Origin of the sequence: Sabulicella rubraurantiaca (genome assembly GCF_017355885.1) — a bacterium.
Classification (GTDB): Bacteria; Pseudomonadota; Alphaproteobacteria; order Acetobacterales; family Acetobacteraceae; genus Roseococcus; species Roseococcus rubraurantiacus.
Genome location: NZ_JAFEUU010000001.1, coordinates 617,037 through 635,047, shown reverse-complemented (window position 1 = coordinate 635,047; position 18,011 = coordinate 617,037). Strand labels below are relative to the sequence as shown.

At 71.3% G+C, this 18,011-nt stretch carries 15 protein-coding genes; 7 read left to right on the top strand and 8 right to left on the bottom strand.

Going from position 1 to position 18,011, the window contains the following annotated elements; all coding sequences use genetic code 11:
- The first annotated feature begins 55 nt into the window (after positions 1-55).
- The 4 genes from JTJ31_RS03060 to JTJ31_RS03045 are packed head-to-tail and all read left to right on the top strand — an operon-like array spanning position 56 to position 5,355.
- Positions 56-2,341, top strand: coding sequence for a molybdopterin-dependent oxidoreductase (locus tag JTJ31_RS03060; protein WP_207537105.1), 2,286 nt, complete (start codon positions 56-58; stop codon positions 2,339-2,341).
- The gene (locus JTJ31_RS03055) at positions 2,341-3,678 is read left to right on the top strand and encodes an alkaline phosphatase PhoX (RefSeq protein ID WP_207537104.1); all 1,338 of its coding nucleotides are present in this window, start codon (positions 2,341-2,343) and stop codon (positions 3,676-3,678) included. Before JTJ31_RS03060 ends, JTJ31_RS03055 begins: the two co-directional genes overlap by 1 nt.
- Complete coding sequence (locus JTJ31_RS03050) at positions 3,675-4,328, top strand: aspartate racemase/maleate isomerase family protein (RefSeq protein WP_207537103.1); 654 nt, start codon at positions 3,675-3,677, stop codon at positions 4,326-4,328. Before JTJ31_RS03055 ends, JTJ31_RS03050 begins: the two co-directional genes overlap by 4 nt.
- A 52-nt stretch (positions 4,329-4,380) precedes the next feature.
- A complete protein-coding gene (locus JTJ31_RS03045) occupies positions 4,381-5,355 on the top strand; it encodes a Bug family tripartite tricarboxylate transporter substrate binding protein (RefSeq protein WP_207537102.1) in 975 nt (324 codons plus the stop codon).
- Here the strand turns inward: JTJ31_RS03045 and JTJ31_RS03040 are convergent.
- From JTJ31_RS03040 to glpK, 3 genes are read right to left on the bottom strand one after another with little or no spacing between them, the layout of a single operon-like run.
- Entirely contained in the window at positions 5,352-5,669 is a 318-nt protein-coding gene (locus JTJ31_RS03040) for an AtuA-related protein (RefSeq protein ID WP_207537101.1), read from the bottom strand. The two genes, JTJ31_RS03045 and JTJ31_RS03040, sit on opposite strands and share 4 nt — an antisense overlap.
- Positions 5,666-7,036 carry an acyclic terpene utilization AtuA family protein gene (locus tag JTJ31_RS03035; protein ID WP_207537100.1) on the bottom strand — a complete coding sequence of 457 codons (1,371 nt, stop codon included), beginning with the start codon at positions 7,034-7,036 and terminating at the stop codon, positions 5,666-5,668. The genes JTJ31_RS03040 and JTJ31_RS03035 overlap by 4 nt, the downstream gene beginning before the upstream one ends.
- Complete coding sequence (gene glpK, locus JTJ31_RS03030) at positions 7,036-8,505, bottom strand: glycerol kinase GlpK (protein WP_207537099.1); 1,470 nt, start codon at positions 8,503-8,505, stop codon at positions 7,036-7,038. The genes JTJ31_RS03035 and glpK overlap by 1 nt, the downstream gene beginning before the upstream one ends.
- 74 nt (positions 8,506-8,579) lie before the next feature.
- On the opposite strand from glpK, the gene JTJ31_RS03025 reads away from it, so the two are divergent.
- The 3 genes from JTJ31_RS03025 to JTJ31_RS03015 are packed head-to-tail and all read left to right on the top strand — an operon-like array spanning position 8,580 to position 12,452.
- Positions 8,580-9,752 (top strand): M20 aminoacylase family protein, encoded by a 1,173-nt coding sequence (locus tag JTJ31_RS03025; RefSeq protein ID WP_207537098.1) that lies wholly within the window; start codon positions 8,580-8,582, stop codon positions 9,750-9,752.
- Between the two features lie 7 nt (positions 9,753-9,759).
- Positions 9,760-11,322, top strand: coding sequence for a methyl-accepting chemotaxis protein (locus JTJ31_RS03020; RefSeq protein ID WP_207537097.1), 1,563 nt, complete (start codon positions 9,760-9,762; stop codon positions 11,320-11,322).
- Positions 11,319-12,452 carry a PP2C family protein-serine/threonine phosphatase gene (locus tag JTJ31_RS03015; RefSeq protein WP_207537096.1) on the top strand — a complete coding sequence of 378 codons (1,134 nt, stop codon included), beginning with the start codon at positions 11,319-11,321 and terminating at the stop codon, positions 12,450-12,452. The genes JTJ31_RS03020 and JTJ31_RS03015 overlap by 4 nt, the downstream gene beginning before the upstream one ends.
- On the opposite strand, the gene JTJ31_RS03010 is transcribed toward JTJ31_RS03015, so the two are convergent.
- The 5 genes from JTJ31_RS03010 to JTJ31_RS02990 are packed head-to-tail and all read right to left on the bottom strand — an operon-like array spanning position 12,453 to position 17,994.
- A complete protein-coding gene (locus JTJ31_RS03010) occupies positions 12,453-14,783 on the bottom strand; it encodes an Hpt domain-containing protein (protein ID WP_207537095.1) in 2,331 nt (776 codons plus the stop codon). It lies immediately after the preceding gene.
- On the bottom strand, positions 14,780-15,418 hold the full coding sequence (locus tag JTJ31_RS03005) for a response regulator (RefSeq protein WP_207537094.1): 639 nt from the start codon (positions 15,416-15,418) through the stop codon (positions 14,780-14,782). The genes JTJ31_RS03010 and JTJ31_RS03005 overlap by 4 nt, the downstream gene beginning before the upstream one ends.
- On the bottom strand, positions 15,415-16,416 hold the full coding sequence (locus JTJ31_RS03000) for a chemotaxis protein CheB (RefSeq protein WP_207537093.1): 1,002 nt from the start codon (positions 16,414-16,416) through the stop codon (positions 15,415-15,417). Before JTJ31_RS03000 ends, JTJ31_RS03005 begins: the two co-directional genes overlap by 4 nt.
- The gene (locus tag JTJ31_RS02995) at positions 16,413-17,312 is read right to left on the bottom strand and encodes a chemotaxis protein CheW (RefSeq protein ID WP_207537092.1); all 900 of its coding nucleotides are present in this window, start codon (positions 17,310-17,312) and stop codon (positions 16,413-16,415) included. Before JTJ31_RS02995 ends, JTJ31_RS03000 begins: the two co-directional genes overlap by 4 nt.
- Positions 17,305-17,994: a CheR family methyltransferase gene (locus JTJ31_RS02990; RefSeq protein ID WP_207537091.1), complete on the bottom strand. Its 690-nt coding sequence runs from the start codon at positions 17,992-17,994 to the stop codon at positions 17,305-17,307. The genes JTJ31_RS02995 and JTJ31_RS02990 overlap by 8 nt, the downstream gene beginning before the upstream one ends.
- Positions 17,995-18,011 lie beyond the last annotated feature (17 nt).

The window sequence follows — 18,011 nt, the reverse complement described above, 5'->3', positions numbered from 1 at the left end:
CCTGATCCACCCATCCTAGCTGGCCGGGCGGAACGAGGAAGGGCATAACGGCGCGATGGATCAGATCGTGCCGCATGCTTCCCACTGGGGCTTCTTCGACGCGGTGGTGCGCGACGGACGCTTCGTGGAGGCGCGGCCTTTCGCACGCGACCCGATGCCGCCCCGCCTCGTCGCCGCGACGCCGGCCACGGTGCACAGCGAAGCCCGGATTGACCGGCCCTATGTGCGCAAAGGCTGGCTGGAGGGGCGGCGCGCCGGCCATGCGCGGGGAGGCGACCCCTTCGTGCCGGTGTCCTGGGACCGGATCACGCGCCTCCTGGCCGAGGAAGTGGCGCAGACCCGCGCCGAGCACGGCGACAACGCGCTCTTCGGCGGTTCCTATGGCTGGGCCTCCGCTGGGCGCTTCCACCACGCCAAGACGCAGCTTCAGCGCTACCTCGCCTTGGGCGGCGGCTATACCACCAGCGTAAACGCCTATTCCTATGCCACCGCTCAGGCCCTGCTGCCGCACGTACTGGGCGACGTGGAGGTGCTGCTGGGCCGCATGACCGACTGGTCCGCCATCGCGCGTCATGCCCGCTTCATGCTCTGTCTGGGCGGCTTGGCTGAGAAGAACGGGCAGGTGACGAGCGGCGCGGCGGCGCAGACCTATGTCCCGAACATGCGCGCGGCGGCCGAGGCCGGGGTGCGCTTCGTCAATGTCTCGCCCTTCCGGGGCGATACGATGGAGGCGATCGGCGCCGAATGGGTGCCGATCCGGCCCGGCACTGACACGGCGCTGCTGCTGGCGATGATCCGCCACATCCTCGACCGGGGGCTGGAGGACCGTGAGTTCCTTGCCACTCATGTCACTGGGTGGGACCGCTTCGCCGCTTCGCTGGACGGCCGCACGCCGAAATGGGCGGAAGGCATCACCGGCGTCCCCGCCGCCACCATCCGTCGCCTGGCCGAGGAATGCGCCGGCCAGCCCACCATGCTCACCGCCGCATGGAGCCTCCAGCGCGCCGACCATGGCGAACAGCCCTACTGGGCCCTTGTGGCGCTGGCCTGTGCCCTGGGGAGCATCGGCAAGCCAGGGCAGGGGGTCGGCTTCGGCTATGGCTCCTCTGGCGGCATCGGCAACCCGCGGCGCGAATTGCCGAGCGTCTCCATGCCGGCCGCGCCCAACCCGGTGCGCGATTTCATCCCCGTTGGCCGCATCACGGAGCTGCTGGAAAACCCGGGCGGCACCATGGCCTATAACGGCCTGAATCTCGCCCTACCGGAAATCCGCATGGTCTGGTGGGCGGGCGGCAACCCGTTCCACCACCATCAGGACCTGAACCGGTTCCTGCGGGCCTGGGCGCGCAGCGAAACTATCGTGGTGCAGGAACCCTGGTGGACCGCCGTGGCGCGGCACGCCGACATCGTGCTGCCTGCGACGACGACGCTGGAGCGCAACGACATCGCCTCCACCTCGCGCGACCGCTTCGTGCGCGCGATGCATCGCGCCATCGCGCCGCAGGGCCAAGCGCGCAACGACCACGACATCCTGGCCGACCTCGCCGACGCCGCCGGGTTCCGCGACCGTTTTACCGAGCAGCGGGACGAGGGGGCGTGGCTGCGCTTTCTCTACGGTCGATGGGTCACAGCCTGTGCCAAGTTCGGCTTTGAGGCGCCTGATTTTGAAAGATTCTGGGCCGAGGGCCACGTAGAGCTTCCGCTCCCCGCCCACCGCGAGGAATACACCCAATTCGCCGCCTTCCGCGCCGACCCGGAGGCCAGCCCGCTCGACACGCCATCGGGCAAGGTGGAGGTCTTCTCCGAGGCGATCGCGGCGATGAACCTGCCTGACTGCCCCGGGATGCCCAGCTGGATCCCGCCACGCGAATCCCTGCTCTCCGCCGCGCCGGATGAGCTGCACCTGCTCTCCTTCCAGCCGGCGACGCGCCTGCATTCGCAGCTGGACCCCGGGCCCATCGCTGCCGCTGACAAGATCGAAGGGCGCGAGCCCATCCTGCTCTGCGCAGAGGATGCCAGGACGCGCGGCCTCGCCGACGGGCGGGTGGTGCGGGTGTGGAACGAGCGCGGCGCTTGCCTTGCCGGGTTGCGCATCGTCGAGGATCTCACGCCAGGCGTCGCCCTGATGGCGACAGGCGCCTGGTTCGACCCGCTGGAGCCCGGGGTGCCCGGCTCGCTCTGCGTCCATGGCAATCCGAACGTGCTGACCGCGGATGTGGGGACCTCGCGCATGGGGCAGGGGCCGTCGGCGCAATCCTGCCTCGTGCGCGTCGAGCCTTGGCTGGAGGCGCTGCCGCCGGTGCGCGCCCATGTCCCGCCGCCGATCGAGGGGATGATCTGATGCGACGCCGGACCCTTCTGGCCGCCCCCGCTCTGCTCACCCCGGCTGTGGCCCTCGCACAGGGCGGGCCGCCCGTGCAGCAGGATGACGTGGTGGCGCCCGGCTGGCGCCGCGACATCCTGATCCGCTGGGGCGACCGCGTGACCTTCGACGCCCCGCCATTCGACCCGCGCCGCCTGACGCCGGACGGTGCCTCAGCCCAGTTCGGCTGGGATGCGCGCATCGCCGCGCTGATCGCGCCGCCCGCCTCGGCCGATGGGATTCCGCGCCTCGTTCTCGCTGTGGCGCATCCGACCGTGGATCCGCGCATGGCCTTCCCCGGCGGCGCCGATCGGCCGGACGTGGCGGCGATGATGCAGGGCGCCAGTCTCCTGAACCTAGAACGCCAAGGGGGACGCTGGATCGTGGCCGAGGGCGGATTCCAGGCCCGCCGCCTTTCCGCGGCGACGTTGTGCCGGGGACCCGGCGGCGCGGCGCGGGGCGTCCTCGCCGTCACGGGTGGCGCGGCGACGCCCTGGAACACGCTGCTGCTGACGGAGGGGGGTTCGACGCCCTGGCTCCAGCGGCTCGGCGGGCTGAGCCCGGCCCAGTATGGCTGGCTGGTGGAGCTTGACCCGCTCGACCCCCAGAGCATCCCCGTGAAGCGGGCGGCGCCCGGGCGTTTCCCCAAAGCCGATTGCGCCGCCGCCGTGACGCGCGACGGCCGCGCTGCCGTCTTCATGGCGGAGGCGGGGGAAGCCGGCTATCTGTTCCGTTTCCTCTCCGCCGGCCCCGCCGCTGCGGCCGACGCGCTCGATGCCGGCACGCTCTTTGTCGCGCGGAACGAGGGCGGACGGCTGGGCTGGGCGCCGCTGCCCGGTGCCAGCGAACCTTTGGCCGAGGCACGGAGCGCGGGTGGCACCCCCTTCACCGGGCTCTCCGCCCTGTCCTGGGACGCGCCGCGCTCCCGCCTGCTGATCGCCGGGCTGGATGGTGTGGCCGAATGGCGCGGTGATGCGGCAGCAGAGGTCGGAATCCTCGCCCCGCTGGCGCGCCTCCCCAACGCCGCAGCCGTCACCGCCAGCCCACGCGGTGAGATTCTGGCAGGGACCGATACGCAGGGCCGCGTCGGGCCGGCTGCGGAAACCCTGTTCCTTGAGGGTCGTCCGCTCTACAGCGCGCCACGTGCGGCGGGCATTGGCGGCGTGGCGGTGACGCCCGATGGCGGCACGGTGCTGACGGTCGCCCGACGCCCCGGCGCGGAACCCGGCGCCTCCTTCAGCCGGCCCGCGACGCGCTGGCCGGAGTTCCAGCCCGGCGTGCCGCCGCGCACCGCGCTGGTGGCCCTGACTCGGTGACGCCCCTCGCCACCATCACCCCGAGCGCGAACTGGGTGGTGGAGGCGACCACCATCGCCGCCTTGCGAAATGTGCCGGGCGTGGTTCCGGTCTTCTCCCGCACGCCGGTGCCAGATGGCGTGCCGGAAGCGCACGACATCCCGAACATGCTGCGCGCGGCGGAACTGCTTGCCGCCGCACGCCCGGCGGCAATCATCTGGAACGGCTCCAAGGGCGGGGTGATCGGGCTGGAGCACGATCGCGACCTTTGCGTGCGCATCACCGAGGCGACGGGCATTCCCGCCGGCACCTCCGCGCTGGAGATGGAGCGTGCCTACACCGGGATGGGACAGCCGCGCCTCGGCGTGATGACGCCCTATGACGACGCCTACACCGCACGCCTGCTTGCTACCTTTGCGCGCCAGGGCTGGCAGGTGGCAGCGGAGGACCATCTGGGCCTTTCGGACAATCTTGGCTTCGCCTCCGTCCCGGAGGAGGCGATCCTCGCCCAGGCGTGCCGCCTCGCTCCGCACTGCGATGCGCTTTGCGCCTGGTGCACCAACTATCCGTCCGGCTTGCTGGAGCGGGAAATCGAGGCGGAGACCGGGCTTCCGCTGCTGGACGCCACGCTCCTCGGCGTCGCCGCGCTGCGCAGGATTGCCGGGGTTTAACCACCTTGGCACGGCGAATGCTGGATGCTCCTCATCCTGAGGAGAGTGCCCCATGCACCGCCGCAACCTGCCGCTTCTCGCGGCATCGCTCTGCCTTCCTGCCCTGAATTTGCGCGCCCAGGGGGCATGGCCCACGCGTCCGGTCCGCATCGTCGTGTCCTTCCCGCCCGGTGGGTCCTCCGACATCGTGGCGCGTGTCCTGGCCGAGCATTTCTCCCAGAAGCTGGGTCAGCGCTTCGTGGTGGACAACCGGGCAGGGGCAGGGGGTACCGTCGCGGCGCTGCATGTCGCGCAGCAGGCGGCGGATGGCTACACGCTGCTGCTGTCGAACTCGGCGCCCATCACCACCTCGCCGCCCCTCTATCCGCAGGTCGGGTATGACCCGCTGCGATCCTTCACCCATGTCTCCTATATCGGCGCGGCCCCGGTGGTCGCGGTGGTCAATGCGCGCGTGGTGCCAGTGACGGACCTCGCGGGGCTGAAGGCCTGGGCTGCGGCGCAGCGAACGGCGCCAGGCTTCGGTTCCTCCGGGACGGGGTCTGTCGGGCACATCGTGGGCGAGATGTTCCAGCGCCAGGCTGGGGTCAGCCTAACCCATATTCCCTATCGCGGCTCCGGCCCGCTGCTGCCCGATCTGCTGAACGGCCAGGTCCCGCTCGCCTTCGACACGCTGCCCCAATATGTCGAGCACTTCGATGCCGGCCGACTGCGGGGCCTCGCCATCAGCAGCCCCCGCCGCTCCTCCTCGGCGCCCGATGTGGCGGCGGCGCCGGAGGCGGGCTTCCCTGACCTCATCGCGGAAAACTGGGTGGGGCTGAGCGGTCCGGCCGGGCTGCCGGAACCGATCGCGGAACGGTTGCACCCCACGACACTGGCAGCGCTGGAGACACCTTTGGTGAAGGCGCGGCTGAACGACCACGCCATCACCCCCGCGCCGCTCGGCCCGCGCGACTTCGCCGCCTTCGTTGAGCGCGACAGCCGCACCATCGGCGGCATGGTCAGCGCGCTGGGCATCACCGCCGGCTAGGGAATCTCCACCTCGAGGGCCAGCAGGCGGAAGCTATTGGTCTTGCCGTGGCCATCGAGGTTGAGGGAGCCGTTCACGCCGCCCTCCAGCGCATCCTCCACGATGAAGTTGAAGGCGTGCAGCAGAGGCAGGTCGTAGCGCCGGCAGGCGGTGGCGCCGCGATGCCGGAAAAGTTCCAACACCCGCTCCTCCGTCACCTGTTCGGCGAGGAGAGGGTAATGCGCCGGGTCGTAGGGAATGAGGGACAGGTTCAAGCGATTACCTTTGTCCCCCGCCCGCGAATGGGCAATGTCGTAGAGCGGGACGCGCGTCATCGCAGCAACTCCTTGGCGGTGCGGATCGCGACGCGTGTCGGAACGCGCTCGCGCAGGATGAGGTGGGATTGGGTGAGGATACGCGGCGTCACCCGCCACCGCGCACCGCCCGTCCCGGCAGGGCCGCAGCACAGCATGGCCAGCACCTCGCGTGCCGCCTGATCGGCATCGTCGCGGCCGGCGGATTCGACGGCGAGGCGCACGCGGACCTCCGGCGCGTCATATCCGGCATCGCGCCACAGAGCGCCGCCGTCGCTGTCATGCACACTGGCAACGCCGATCAGATCCACCCGCGCCTTCACCTTGAGGCCGCGCATCCGCAACCGTTCCAGCAGCACGTCGGCCATGGCGCGGGCGCGCCCGGCGGCGTTGGGCCCGGCGACGCTCACCTCGCCCTCGCCGAGCCAGGAGCCCTCGAAGCTGGCCGTCACCTTCAGCGTCTCGGGCCGCTCCCGGCCGCGCAATCCGTGCAGGGCGACACGGTCCGTCCCCACTTGCTCCAGAGTGCAGCCGGTGATGTCCAGCACCACGTCCGGGGTGATGTATTCCGCCGGGTCATGCAGTTCGTAGAGGAGCTGTTCCTTGATCGTGCGGAAATCCACGGCGCCGCCCGTATTTGCCGGCTTGGTGATGACGAGGCTGCCTTCCGCCGTGACCTCCGCGATGGGAAAGCCGAGATTGGCGGGGTCCGGAACGTCCTTCCGGCCCGGGTCCCAGAACACGCCCCCCGTCACCTGTGACCCGCATTCCAGCAGGTGCCCCGCCGCCGCGCCGATGGCGAGGCGGTCCCAATCGTCCATGCCCCATCCGAAATGATGCGCAAGCGGCGCAATGGCCAGGGCCGGGTCGCTGGTACGTCCTGCCACGATCACCTGTGCGCCTTCGCGCAGCGCATCGACCAGCGGTTCCGCGCCGATATAGGCGTTGGCGGCGACGAGGCGCCAATCGCCCATGTCCAGCCCCGCATCAGCCTCGTGCACCGGCAGCTGGCCGTTCGCGACCTCGCCTGTCACGTCGTCGCCCTCCACCACGGCGATGCGGAGGTCGGGCAGGCCAAGCTCCATCGCCACGCGGGCCACGGCGCGCGCCCCGGCTGGCGGGTTGGCGGCACCCCAATTGCCCAGGAGCGGGATCGAATGCTCGGCCGCGTCACGCAGGATGGGCCGCACGAGCCGCTCCAGCATCGGCTCGTAGCCGAGTTCCGGGTCGCGCCGCTTCTCCAGATGCGCCAGTGCGACGGTGCGTTCGCCCAGCGTCTCGAAGAACAGCGCGGCGGGGGTGCCGCCTGCCACGAGGTCGCGCATCACGGGGATGGGCGCGTCCACCCGGTCCCCCGAGAAACCGGAGCCATTGCCAAGGCGGAACATCAGCCGAGAACCCTTCCGACGGCGCATTTCCAGTCGCCATGCCGCTCGCGCGCCTCGTCGCGCGACATGGTGGGGGTGAAGCGGCGCTCCAGCTTCCAGTGGGTCGCCGGCGCCTCGGGACCGGGCAACAGCCCGGCCTGATGCCCGGCCAGCCAGGCGGCACCCAGGGCCGTGGTCTCCGCCACAACCGGCCGATCCACCGGGGCCCCGAGCAGGTCGGCCAGAAACTGCATGGTCCAGTCGCTGGCGGTCATGCCGCCATCCACGCGCAGCACGCAATCACCCATGGCGGGCCAGTCGGCGCGCATGGCGTCCAGCAGGTCGGCGGTCTGGAAGGCGACGGATTCCAGCGCGGCGCGGCAGATTTCGGCCTTGGTGGTGCCACGCGTCACGCCCAGCAGCGCCGCCCGCGCCCCCGCATCCCAGTGCGGCGCGCCGAGGCCAGTGAAGGCGGGCACGAGATGGACGCGCTGCGCCGGGTCGGCCTTGGCGGCCCATTCACCGGCCTCGCGGGCATGGGAGATGATCCCCAGCCCGTCGCGCAGCCACTGCACCGTCGCGCCCGCCGAGAAGATGGAGCCCTCCAGCGCGTAGGCCCGCTTCCCGCCTAGCTGCCAGGCGATCGTGGTGAGCAGCCGGTGATTCGAGGCCACCGGCTCGTCGCCCGTGACCAGAAGGGCGAAGCAGCCCGTGCCGTAGGTGGACTTCACCATGCCCGGCGCGAAGCAGGCCTGGCCGATGGTCGCCGCCTGCTGGTCTCCGGCCATGCCGCGGATCGCGATCTCGCCGCCCAGGAGGCGCGTGGTGCCGAACTCGGTTGCGCAGTCGCGAATATCCGGCAGGCAGGCGCGGGGGATGCGGAACAGGGCGAGCATCTCCTCGTCCCAATCGCCCCGCCGGATGTCCATCAGCAAGGTGCGCGCGGCATTGGTCGCGTCGGTGGCGTGGACCCGGCCTTCGGTGAGGCGATGGAGCAGAAAGCAATCCACCGTGCCGAAGCACAGTGCCCCACGCTCCGCCGCCGTGCGGGCGCCCGGGGTGTTGTCCAGAAGCCAGGCAAGCTTCGTGGCCGAGAAATAGGGGTCGAGCAGCAGCCCGGTCCGCGCGGAGACAAGCGACTCCTCGGGCCGCAACCTGGCGCAGGTCTCAGCTGTGCGCCGGTCCTGCCAGACGATGGCGCGGCCGATGGGCCGGCCCGTATCCCGCTCCCACAGCAGCGTGGTCTCGCGCTGGTTGGTGATGCCGAGGCCGGCGACCTGTCGCGGCTCCAGTCCGACCCTGTCGATTGCCTCGCGCAGCACCTGGAGGGAGTGGGTCTCGATGTCGCCCGCGTCGTGCTCCACCCAGCCGGGACGGGGAAAATGCTGCGGCAGCTCGACCTGAACGGTCGCGAGGGGATCGAGCCCCGCGCTGAAGGCGATGGCACGGGTGGAGGTGGTGCCCTGGTCGAGGGCGAGGATCGCCTGCATGTGCCTGTGTTTCCTGCCCCTTTGACGCGGTGCCCCGTGCTGCCGGATGATGGCGTGAATCAAGGAAGACCGGAATGCCCGTCCCCAATCGTCTCGCCGACCTCCAGCCCGAAATGGCCGAATGGCGCCAGGACATCCACCAGCACCCCGAACTTGGCTACGAGGAGCGGCGGACCAGCGACCTCGTCGCCGCCAAGCTGGCGGAATGGGGCATCGAAGTGCATCGCGGCCTGGGCGCGACCGGGCTTGTCGGCGTGCTGCGGAATGGCGATTCGGGCCGCTCGGTCGGGCTGCGGGCCGACATGGACTGCCTGCCGATGAATGACGAGTCGGGCACGCCCTATGCGTCCATCGTGCCCGGCAAGGCGCATGCGTGTGGCCATGACGGCCACACCACCATGCTGCTCGGCGCTGCCAAGTACCTCGCCGAGACGCGGAACTTCGACGGGACGGTGCACTTCATCTTCCAGCCGGCGGAGGAAGGTGGCGCCGGGGCGCGCGCCATGATCCAGGACGGGCTGTTCAACCGCTTTCCGTGCGACAAGGTGTTCGGCGTCCACAACGACCCCAACATGAAGCTGGGCGAGGCGGCTGTGGTCGCCGGACCGGTCCTGGCGGCGTCGGATCGGGTGAACATCTTCATCAAGGGGGTCGGCGGCCACGCTGCGCGGCCGCACCAGACAGTGGACCCCATCGTCGTCGGGGCGCAGATCATCGTCGCCATGCAGGCGATCGTGGCGCGGCGCGTGGATCCGCTGGATTCCGCCGTCATCTCGCTTTGCCAGTTCCATGCCGGCAGCGCCTCCAACGTGATTCCGGAAACCGCCGAGATCCGCGGCACAGTCCGCACGCTGCGCCCCGGCACGCAGAATGAGATGGAGCGCCTGATCACTCAGACGGCCAAGCAGATCGGGGCGCTGAACGATGCGGAGGTGACGGTGGAATACGTCCGCGGCTACCCGCCCACCGTGAATGACGAGGCGGAGACGGAGCGCGCTGCGCTCGCCGCCGCGAAGGTGGTGGGAAATGAGCGGGTGATCCGCAAGCGCCCGCCCAACATGGGTGGCGAGGATTTCTCCTTTATGCTGCTGGAGCGGCCGGGCTGCTTCGTGAAGCTCGGCCAGGATGACGGCACCAAAGGCGGTGTCGCGCTGCATAACCCGAAATACGACTTCAACGACGCCCTCCTGCCCATCGGCGCCGGCTTTTTCGCCGCCCTGGTGGAGCAGGAAATGCCGCGCGGCTGACGCGGGAATGGAGCAGGGCACCGGCTTCTTTGGCCGCATCGGCACCAGGGCGGCGATCGTCCTGCTGCTGATGCTCGCCGTGCTGGCCTTCCTGGCCGGCAGCGCGCTGGTGCTGCTGCAACGCCAGGGCGCGATCATCGAGCGCATGGGCGTTCGCGATCGCGCTGCCATCGCGGCGGTGGACGACTTCTCCAACGACGTGGCGGATTTCGCGCAGGGCTTCGCCGCGGTGCTGGCCGGCGCCCTGCCGCCCACCGTCACCGCGCCGCGCATGAAGCGCAACGCGGACGGCATTCTCGAAAGCTACGAAACTCTGGCGAACCTACTCGGGGACCGGCTGGACCGCGTCGTGGCCGAGGGCGCACGCGACATGGCGATCCGCATGCGCGAGCTGGGCGAACGCGTGGCCGACGCCTTCTCCCGGCGCGCGCGGGCCGAGTGGGGGCCGTTGCAGGAGGAATGGTTGGACGTGGTGGTGGCCTTCAACCGGCTTGCCACCGATGCGCGACGCATCTCCAAGCAGGATGCGGATGAAAGCCTCGTGGAGGCGAACCGGCTGCGCGAGCAGGGCCAGCGCGCCACGCTGCTGGGCGTGTTGATGGGCCTCGTGGGGCTGGGTCTCGTCTGGGTCGTGCTGGTGGCGATGACGGTGAAGCCGCTGGGCAGGGTTGCCTCCTCGATGCGCCACCTCGCCGCGGGCGACGCGGAGGTGGAAGTCCCAGGGACGGAGAGGCGGGACCAGGTGGGCGAGATGGCGCGCGCCGTGGCGGTGTTCCGCGCCAACCTCGCGGAGACGCGGCGACTGATGGACCAGGCTCTGGAAGGGGCTCGGCGCACCGCCATCGTCACCTCCCAGGCGAGCCAGGCGATCGGCCAGGTGAGCGAGGGCAGCCTGACCCAGCTTTCGGAGCTGCGGCAGGTCTCGGACGCCCTCTCTCACACTTCGCAGGCGGTCAGCGATGTCGGTCGCTCCACCCAGACCGCGCGCGACACAGCCGCCGAGGCGCGGCGGCTGCTCCAGGCCTCGCTGGAAAAGGTGCGGCTGCTGGTGGAAACCGTGGATGCAGTGGGCGAGGACACGGAGCGCGTGACACGAATCGCCGCCACCATCGGCAAGATCGCCACCCAGACCAACATCCTCGCCATCAATGCCGCGATCGAGGCGGCCCGCGCGGGCGAGCACGGGCGCGGCCTTGCCGTGGTTGCCGAGGAGGTGCGGCAGCTCGCCGCCTCGACCGAGGCGCTGGCGCAGGAGATCGCCGAGGTGGTGCTCCAGGCCGGGCGCCGCACGCGCGAAGGCGCGGGCGCAGCCGCGGCGGTTGGTGCCAGCATGGATGATTTCGAACGGCTCACGGAGGAGACGGCACGCCTCGCCGCCTCCATCGCCGTCGCCATGGAAGAACAGCAGGCCACCATCGCCAGCCTGGATGAGCGGGTCGCCACGCTGACCCGCATCGGCCAGGGCAATGCCACGGCCGCCGAGGAGATCACCGTCACCATGATCGATCTGTCGCGCCTTGCCGCGGAATCGCGTGCGGCTGTGGAGAACATGGCCGCGGGCCGCGCATGAACCCTTCCTTCCTGGTCGTCGACGACAGCTCCTTCAACCGGCTGCTGCTCAAGCGTCGCCTTGCCGAGCTGGGCTATGGCGAGCCGGAGATGGCCACCAACGGCGTCGAGGCGTTGGAGGCGATCGGGCGGCGACGCTTCGACGTGGTGCTGCTGGACCTCGAGATGCCGGAACTGGATGGCATCGGCGTGCTGGAGCGGCTGCGCGGCATGCGCGACGCGCCGCCCGTCATCGTCATCTCTGCCCAGACGGAGATGTCGGGCGTGATCCGCTGCATCGAACTCGGTGCCGAGGACTACCTGCCCAAGAGCTTCGACCCGCCGCTGCTGAGGGCCCGGCTGCAGGCCGTGCTCGAGAAGAAGGCGCTGCGCGACCTCGCAGATCAGCGCCTCAAGGCATTGGAGACGGAGCTCGAGAGCGCGCGGCGCGCGCAGCTTTCCATCGTGCCGCGAGACTTCGCCGCGCTGGAGCGACCCGGCTTCGCGGTTCATGCATACATGGAGCCGGCGCGCGAGGTGGGCGGCGACCTGTATGACCTGCTGCCCATCGGGGCGGACCACGTGCTGTTCGTGGTGGCCGACGTTGCGGGGAAGGGGGCCCCGGCGGGTCTGACCATGGCCCGCTCCTTCGGGCTGATCCGCGCCGCTGCCCGCATCTCGACCGGGGTGCCGGATCCGGCGGCGCTGCTGTCCCTCGCCAATGACGATCTGGCCGTGGACAACGAGGACATGACATTCGTCACCGCCGCGTTGGGGGTGGTGGACCGGCGGGATGGCAAGGGGCGTATCTGCGTTGCGGGGCACGAGGCACCGCTGCGCCTGACTCAGGGCGGTGCGGTGGCGCTGGAAGGCTACGCCGTGCAGCCCGCGCTGGGGGTGATGGAAGGCTTCCCCTACGCCTCGCAGGAATTTGCCGTGCCGGAGGGCGAGGGGCTGCTGCTCCTCTCCGACGGCGTGACAGAAGCGCAGGACCCGGAGGGTGAGCTGTTGGGCAAGGATGCCGTCGTCGCGTCGCTCGGCGGCACGGTCGCGCCGGACCTTGCCATCGGCAAGCTGCTGGCGGCTGTCGCCGCCCATGCGCGCGGCGCCCCCGCTGCCGATGACGTGACGATCCTGGCCTTCAGCCGCTAGTTAAAGCTCGTCCGGCTCCAGCAGCAGCACCGCCTCGCCATGGCCCAGGACACCGACGCCGCCCACACCGAGCCGGCCGGCGATCTCGGGGTGCAGCGGCTTGAGCAGCAAATCCGTGCGCCGCCCGATCCGCGCGACGGAAAGGCCCATCAACCCGGCCGGGCGCCGCAGCAGCACCACCGCGGAAGGTGGCGCCGCCGGGAGTTCCAGCAATTCCTCCAGCGAGCGCAGTTTCACGCCCGGCGGGACGCGGTCCGGCTCCAGAACCGATTCCACGCGGTTCGCGGGAAGGGCATAGGGATGGCCCGACGCTTCCACGAGGAGAACGTGCTGGATGGCGGCGTTCAGCGGCAAGTCCAACACGAAGCCCGTGCCCTGGCCCGGCACACTGTCCACGCGCACGGTGCCGCCGGCACGCCGTGCCGCCTCCTGCACCACGTCGAGTCCGACGCCGCGCCCTGACACGTCGCTTACCACCTCGCGCGTCGAGAAGCCGGGGAGAAAGAGCAGGGCATGCACCGCCTCTCCCACCGGGTTGGCGCCGGGCGGCAGCAGGCCCCGTGCACGGGCGCGGGCCAGCACGGCGGCCTCGTCCACGCCGCGCCCGTCGTCGCGCAGCACGACGCGCAACCGCCCCGCCCGGCGCTCCGCAGTGAACAGGATGCGCGCCATGCGCGGCTTGCCGGCGGCGGCGCGCAGCTCCGGTGTCTCGATCCCGTGGTCCACAGCATTGCGCAGCAGATGCAGCAGCGGATCGGCCAGGAGGTCGGCGAGGGAACGGTCCAGCGTGACCTCCTCGCCCTCGGTCACCAGCTCAACGGTCTTGCCCTGCGCCTCGGCAAGCTGCCGCAGCGGGCGGTGCAGGCGCTGCGCCAGCTGTGCGAAGGGCACGACGCGCAGCTCCAGCACCGCCTCGTCCATCTGGCCCAGGGACAGGCGAAGGCGGCTCGCCGCGCGGTCCGCCGCGACGCGGACAGCGCGCAACCTTTCCAGCGCGGGGGCGAGGCGCGACGCCGGGCCGGGCGGCAAGGCGCGTTGGATGGCGGCAAGGTCTTCCAGTGCCTGCGCCGCGCCCGGGTCGGCGAGGGAGTCGGTCAGGGCGAGGGTCGCAGCGCGCAACTCCGCCTCCAGCGCGATCACCGCGTCGATCCGATCCTGCCGGACGCGCAGCATGGGCGGCGGGGGTGGCGCATCGGCCGGAGCGAGGTCGAGCAGCGCGACGCCCTCGGGGTCCAGCTCGGCGCGCAGCCCGGCCAGCTCGGCGGGCGGCAGGTCGCTGCTGAAGAAGAGGTCGAGTGAGCCGGGCGGTCCGGCACTGGCCAGGGAATCGCCCGCGCGCTGAAGGAAGGATTCCGCCACCGCTTCGGCGAGGGCGAGGGCACCCAGGCGCAAGCGCCAGATGCGCCGCCCACTCGCCATCGCGGCGGCGGCGCGCTGGTGTGCGGCTTGCGGCAGGGCGGCGGCGAGCGAGGAGGTGAGAGGCGGGGGCGGCGGCGCGGGCGGCGCCTCGACGGCGCGCAGCACCGGCTCCAGCAGAGCCGACCTGAAATGTCCGACCGAAACACCGCGTGCGGCCAGGTCCTGGATCTGCCGGCCCAGCTCCTCAGCCCCGCGATCCCCATGGGCATGGGCGGCATCGGCGAAGTCGCGCGCCGCTTCGCGCGCCGACGCACTCTCCAGCGCCGCCAGGAGGGGCGCAGGGTCGGGCCGGCCAGTAAGCGTGGCAGCGGATCCGGCCGGAATGCCGGTCACCGCTTCCAGCAGGGCGAGCTTGCTGCGCAACCGCCCGTATCCGGCGGGCGACCCAGCCTCGGCAATGGCCGTGGCCAAGGCCGGAAGCCCCGCATCGCGGGCGGCCTCGGCCAGTTGCGGTGAAAGGCGCGGCATTTCTGCCGCGAGGCGCGAGGCCAGCGAAAGCCGCAACGGGTCACCGCCCTGAGCGGCGGCAGGCACCGGGGCTGCCGCAGGGGCAGGTGCGGCTTCCCCGCCGACAAGCCGTGCCAGCAATGCGGCATCGGCCGGCAGGTCGCGCCCTTCGGCCAGGGCGTCACGTGCTGCGCGCAGCGCGTCCACCGTTCCCAGCAGCGCCTCGCGTGTATCCCGGTCGAGCGGCCGTGCGCCGGACCGTGCCCGTCCCAGCACCTCCTCGGCAGCGTGGGCCAGGGCGCCCATGCCGCGCGCGCCGAGGGCATTGGCCATGCCCTTCAGGCTGTGCATGGCGCGGAACAGAACATCCACTGGCGCCTCGCCCGTCAGCCCCATTTCGAGCGTATCGAGATGTTCCGCCGACTCGGCCAGGAACTCGGCGAAAAGCGGATCGTCGGGACTCATCGTGTCATCGCCCGGCGGCAGGCCGCCACGATCTCCACCCCCGCTCGATCGGCGAGATCCGGCGACAAGGCGCCGGATGGCTTCGAAACGCAGCAGAAAGCCCCACGCCGCAGCGCCTCCAGCGCAGCCGGGCTGCCGGGTGGCGCGGCGGAGGAAACGACCACCACCGCGCCCGTCCCGGCGAGCGCCCATTCGGCCAGGAACCCCATCCCGTCCATCACGGGCATCTCGAGGTCGAGCAGGATGAGGTCGGGCCGATGCTCCGCCATCAGGCGCAGCCCTTCCTGCCCGTCCGCCGCCTCGCCCACCAGTTCCAGCCCCTCCGCGCCATCCAAGATGCCACGCAGGAGGCGCCGGATGGTGCGGCTGTCATCCACTACCAATACCCGCGCCGGGCTTGGCTGCGCCGTTTGCGGCGCCAGCACGCCGCGCAGCGCAGGCGCGGCGGCGACGAGGGTTTCGAAGGGTGCATCGGGTTCCGGGAAGGGCGCGGCGAAGCCCATCGCGTCGGCCATGGAGCGCAGCCTTGCCAGGACGCGCTGCGCCGAAGCCGCGTCCGTCGCGGCCGCCAGCGCATCGCATTCCGCCGCCCATTCCGGGCGCAGCGCCGCGAGGAGTTCCTCATCCTCGATCATCGCACGAGTTCCTTGAGACGCTCGCCGATAGAGGCGGGGGAGAGCGCCACGGCCGCGGGCACGCGCGCCTGCGCCGCGCTGGGCATGCCTCCGACGACCGCGCTGTCGCGCGATTGCACCATCACCATGCCGCCCTGCGACGCGATCCGCGCCGCACCATCTGCTCCATCATCGCCCATGCCCGTCAGCACCACGGCGCAGCATGGCACGGCAAGCAGCGCTGCGCTGCGGAACAGAAGGTCGGCAGAGGGATGGACCAGCCCATCGGTGCGCGGGGAGAAGCGCAGTGCGAGATGCGCGCCTTCGCGCAGCAGCACGGCGTCCTTCCGCAGCAACGTGGCTTCGCCACGGCGAAGCGGCTCATTCTCCTCCGCGACGCGCACGGGGGTTCCGGTGCGCCGCGCGAGGTGGGCTGCCAGTTCCGGCGCCAGGCGTTCGGGCATGTGCTGCGCGATGACCGTGGGCAGGGGGGGCGGCCCGGAGGCGCGCAGCAGCGCCTCCAACGCATCCGGCCCACCTGTCGAGGCGGCGACGAGGATCAGCGAAGGGCGCTGGCCCGGCACGGATTGCACTGGTCGTGCGGGTCCGCCTGTGCGATCCCGCTGCCGAGCCCAGTGCCTCAGCCGTGCCCGCAACTCGCGGTCCAGATGGCCGAGGTCGAGGCCGCCCAGGCCGGTATCCTTGGACAAGTAGTCGCTGGCCCCGGCGGCGAGGGCGGCGAGGGCGGCCGGGCTGTCGGCCGAGGTGTGCTGGCTGACCATGACCACGGCGGGTGGATCGGGCAGCGCCATGATGCGCCGCGTCGCCTCGATCCCCGACAGGACCGGCATTTCCACATCCATCGCCACCACGGCCGGGCGCAGGCGCTTGGTTTCGGCGATGGCGGCCTCGCCATCCGCCGCTTCGCCCACGACCCGCAGATCTCCCTCCGCCTCGATGATTCGTCGGAGGGCGAGGCGCATGAAGGCGCTGTCGTCCACAATCAGCACCGGGATCATGCCGGCCTCCCGAGCGCGGCCAGGGAGAGCACGGGGAGCGGCGCAGCGCCAGAGCGTGCAAGGGCCGCGATCAGCCCGCCCGGTGTCAGGGAATGGACCTCCTCCGCCGGCACTCTGCGCACCCCCGCAATGGAGGATACCAGAAGCAGCCGCCCCGGATGGGTAGCGAGGCGAAGCATCGGCGCGGGCAGCCGCGTCGGCGCACCGCCAAGGCGCGGCCCGGCATCAAGCACGGGCAGCACCTCGCCGCGATGCGCGGCAACCGAGCCGCCCGGCACCGGCGCGGGATGGAGCGGCGGAAGGACGGCCACCACCGCGTCGGCAGGGAGGGCGACATCGCGCCCACCCGCGCTGAACACGACGAGGTCGCGATGCGGCACGGGCGGAGCGGGTGTCTCCATCGGGGCAAGCGGCGTCACGGCGAGAAGCGAGGCTGCCTCGTCGGACTGGAGCCAGGCAGCGAACTCCTCGCCTCCCGAGGGCAGGGCGGAGATGCGCCCGGCTGGCAATGCGAAGCGGCGCCCGCCGTGCCGCAAATCCAGGAGGAGGATCGCGTCGCGCCAGCCCTGCGCACCCGGCAGCGCCAGCACCGGCACGGGGGTGCCATCCATCAGCGAAACGCCCAGCACCCCAGGCGGCGAGGCGGGCAGCGGCACCGGCGCGTCGAAGCCATGAATGCGCCAGACGAGCGAAGCCGGCACGACGAGCGTCGCGTCGCCGAGCGTCAGGTGCAGCGCTGCGATGCCCGCGCGCCGGCTCGTGGCGGGAGGCAGTGGCAGGGGTTCTGCGGCCTCGCGCGCGGTGCGCTCGGCCGAGGCCTGGCGTGGAACCGGCACGGCGACCCCATCCACGAGGGCGAAGGCGCCGCCACCGGGAAGGGGGATCGCGTCACGCATCGCGGCGCCACAGCATCTCGCCCAGCGGCACGAGGCCGGCGGGGCGCTGGTCGGTGGGACCGAGGCCGAGCACGCCGCCCGGGTGAAGTGCCTCCGTCAGGCGGGCGACGACCTCCCTGCGTGCCGCCTCGTGCAGATAGATCAGCACATTGCGGCAGAAGATCACGTCGAAATGGCCCGGTAGTGCGTCGCGCAGATTGGCGCGATCGAAACGGGTGACGGCGCGCAGGGCGGGGTGCGGGCGCGGTCGCCTGCATTCGTCGGCCAGGAAGGGCAGGATTTCACCCGGGACCAAGGCGAGGGGGTCGCCCAGCCCAGCCCCCGTCTTCCCCGCTCGTGCGACGTCCAGCGACGGCCGGCACATGTCGAGGCCAAGGACCTCGATTCTCGTGCTGGGTGGCGCGTGGCGCAGGGCCAGGGCCGCGAGGCTCCATGCCTCCTCCCCGCTGGCGCAGCCCGCTGACAGGAGGCGCAGGGCGCGGCCCTGCCTGCACGCCGTCGCGCCCAACCCGGGAAGCAGCTCGGCCAGCGTCGCGAACTGCCCCGGCAAGCGGAACAGCCGCGTCTCCGCCACGCTCACCGCATCGAGAAGCGCGGCCCAGTCGGGATTGTTGAAATCCGGTGGGGTCCTGGTGCAGCGCGCTGCGAGGTCCGGCGCGCGGGCCAGCCGCCCGGCCAGCACCGGCGAATCGGCCAGCC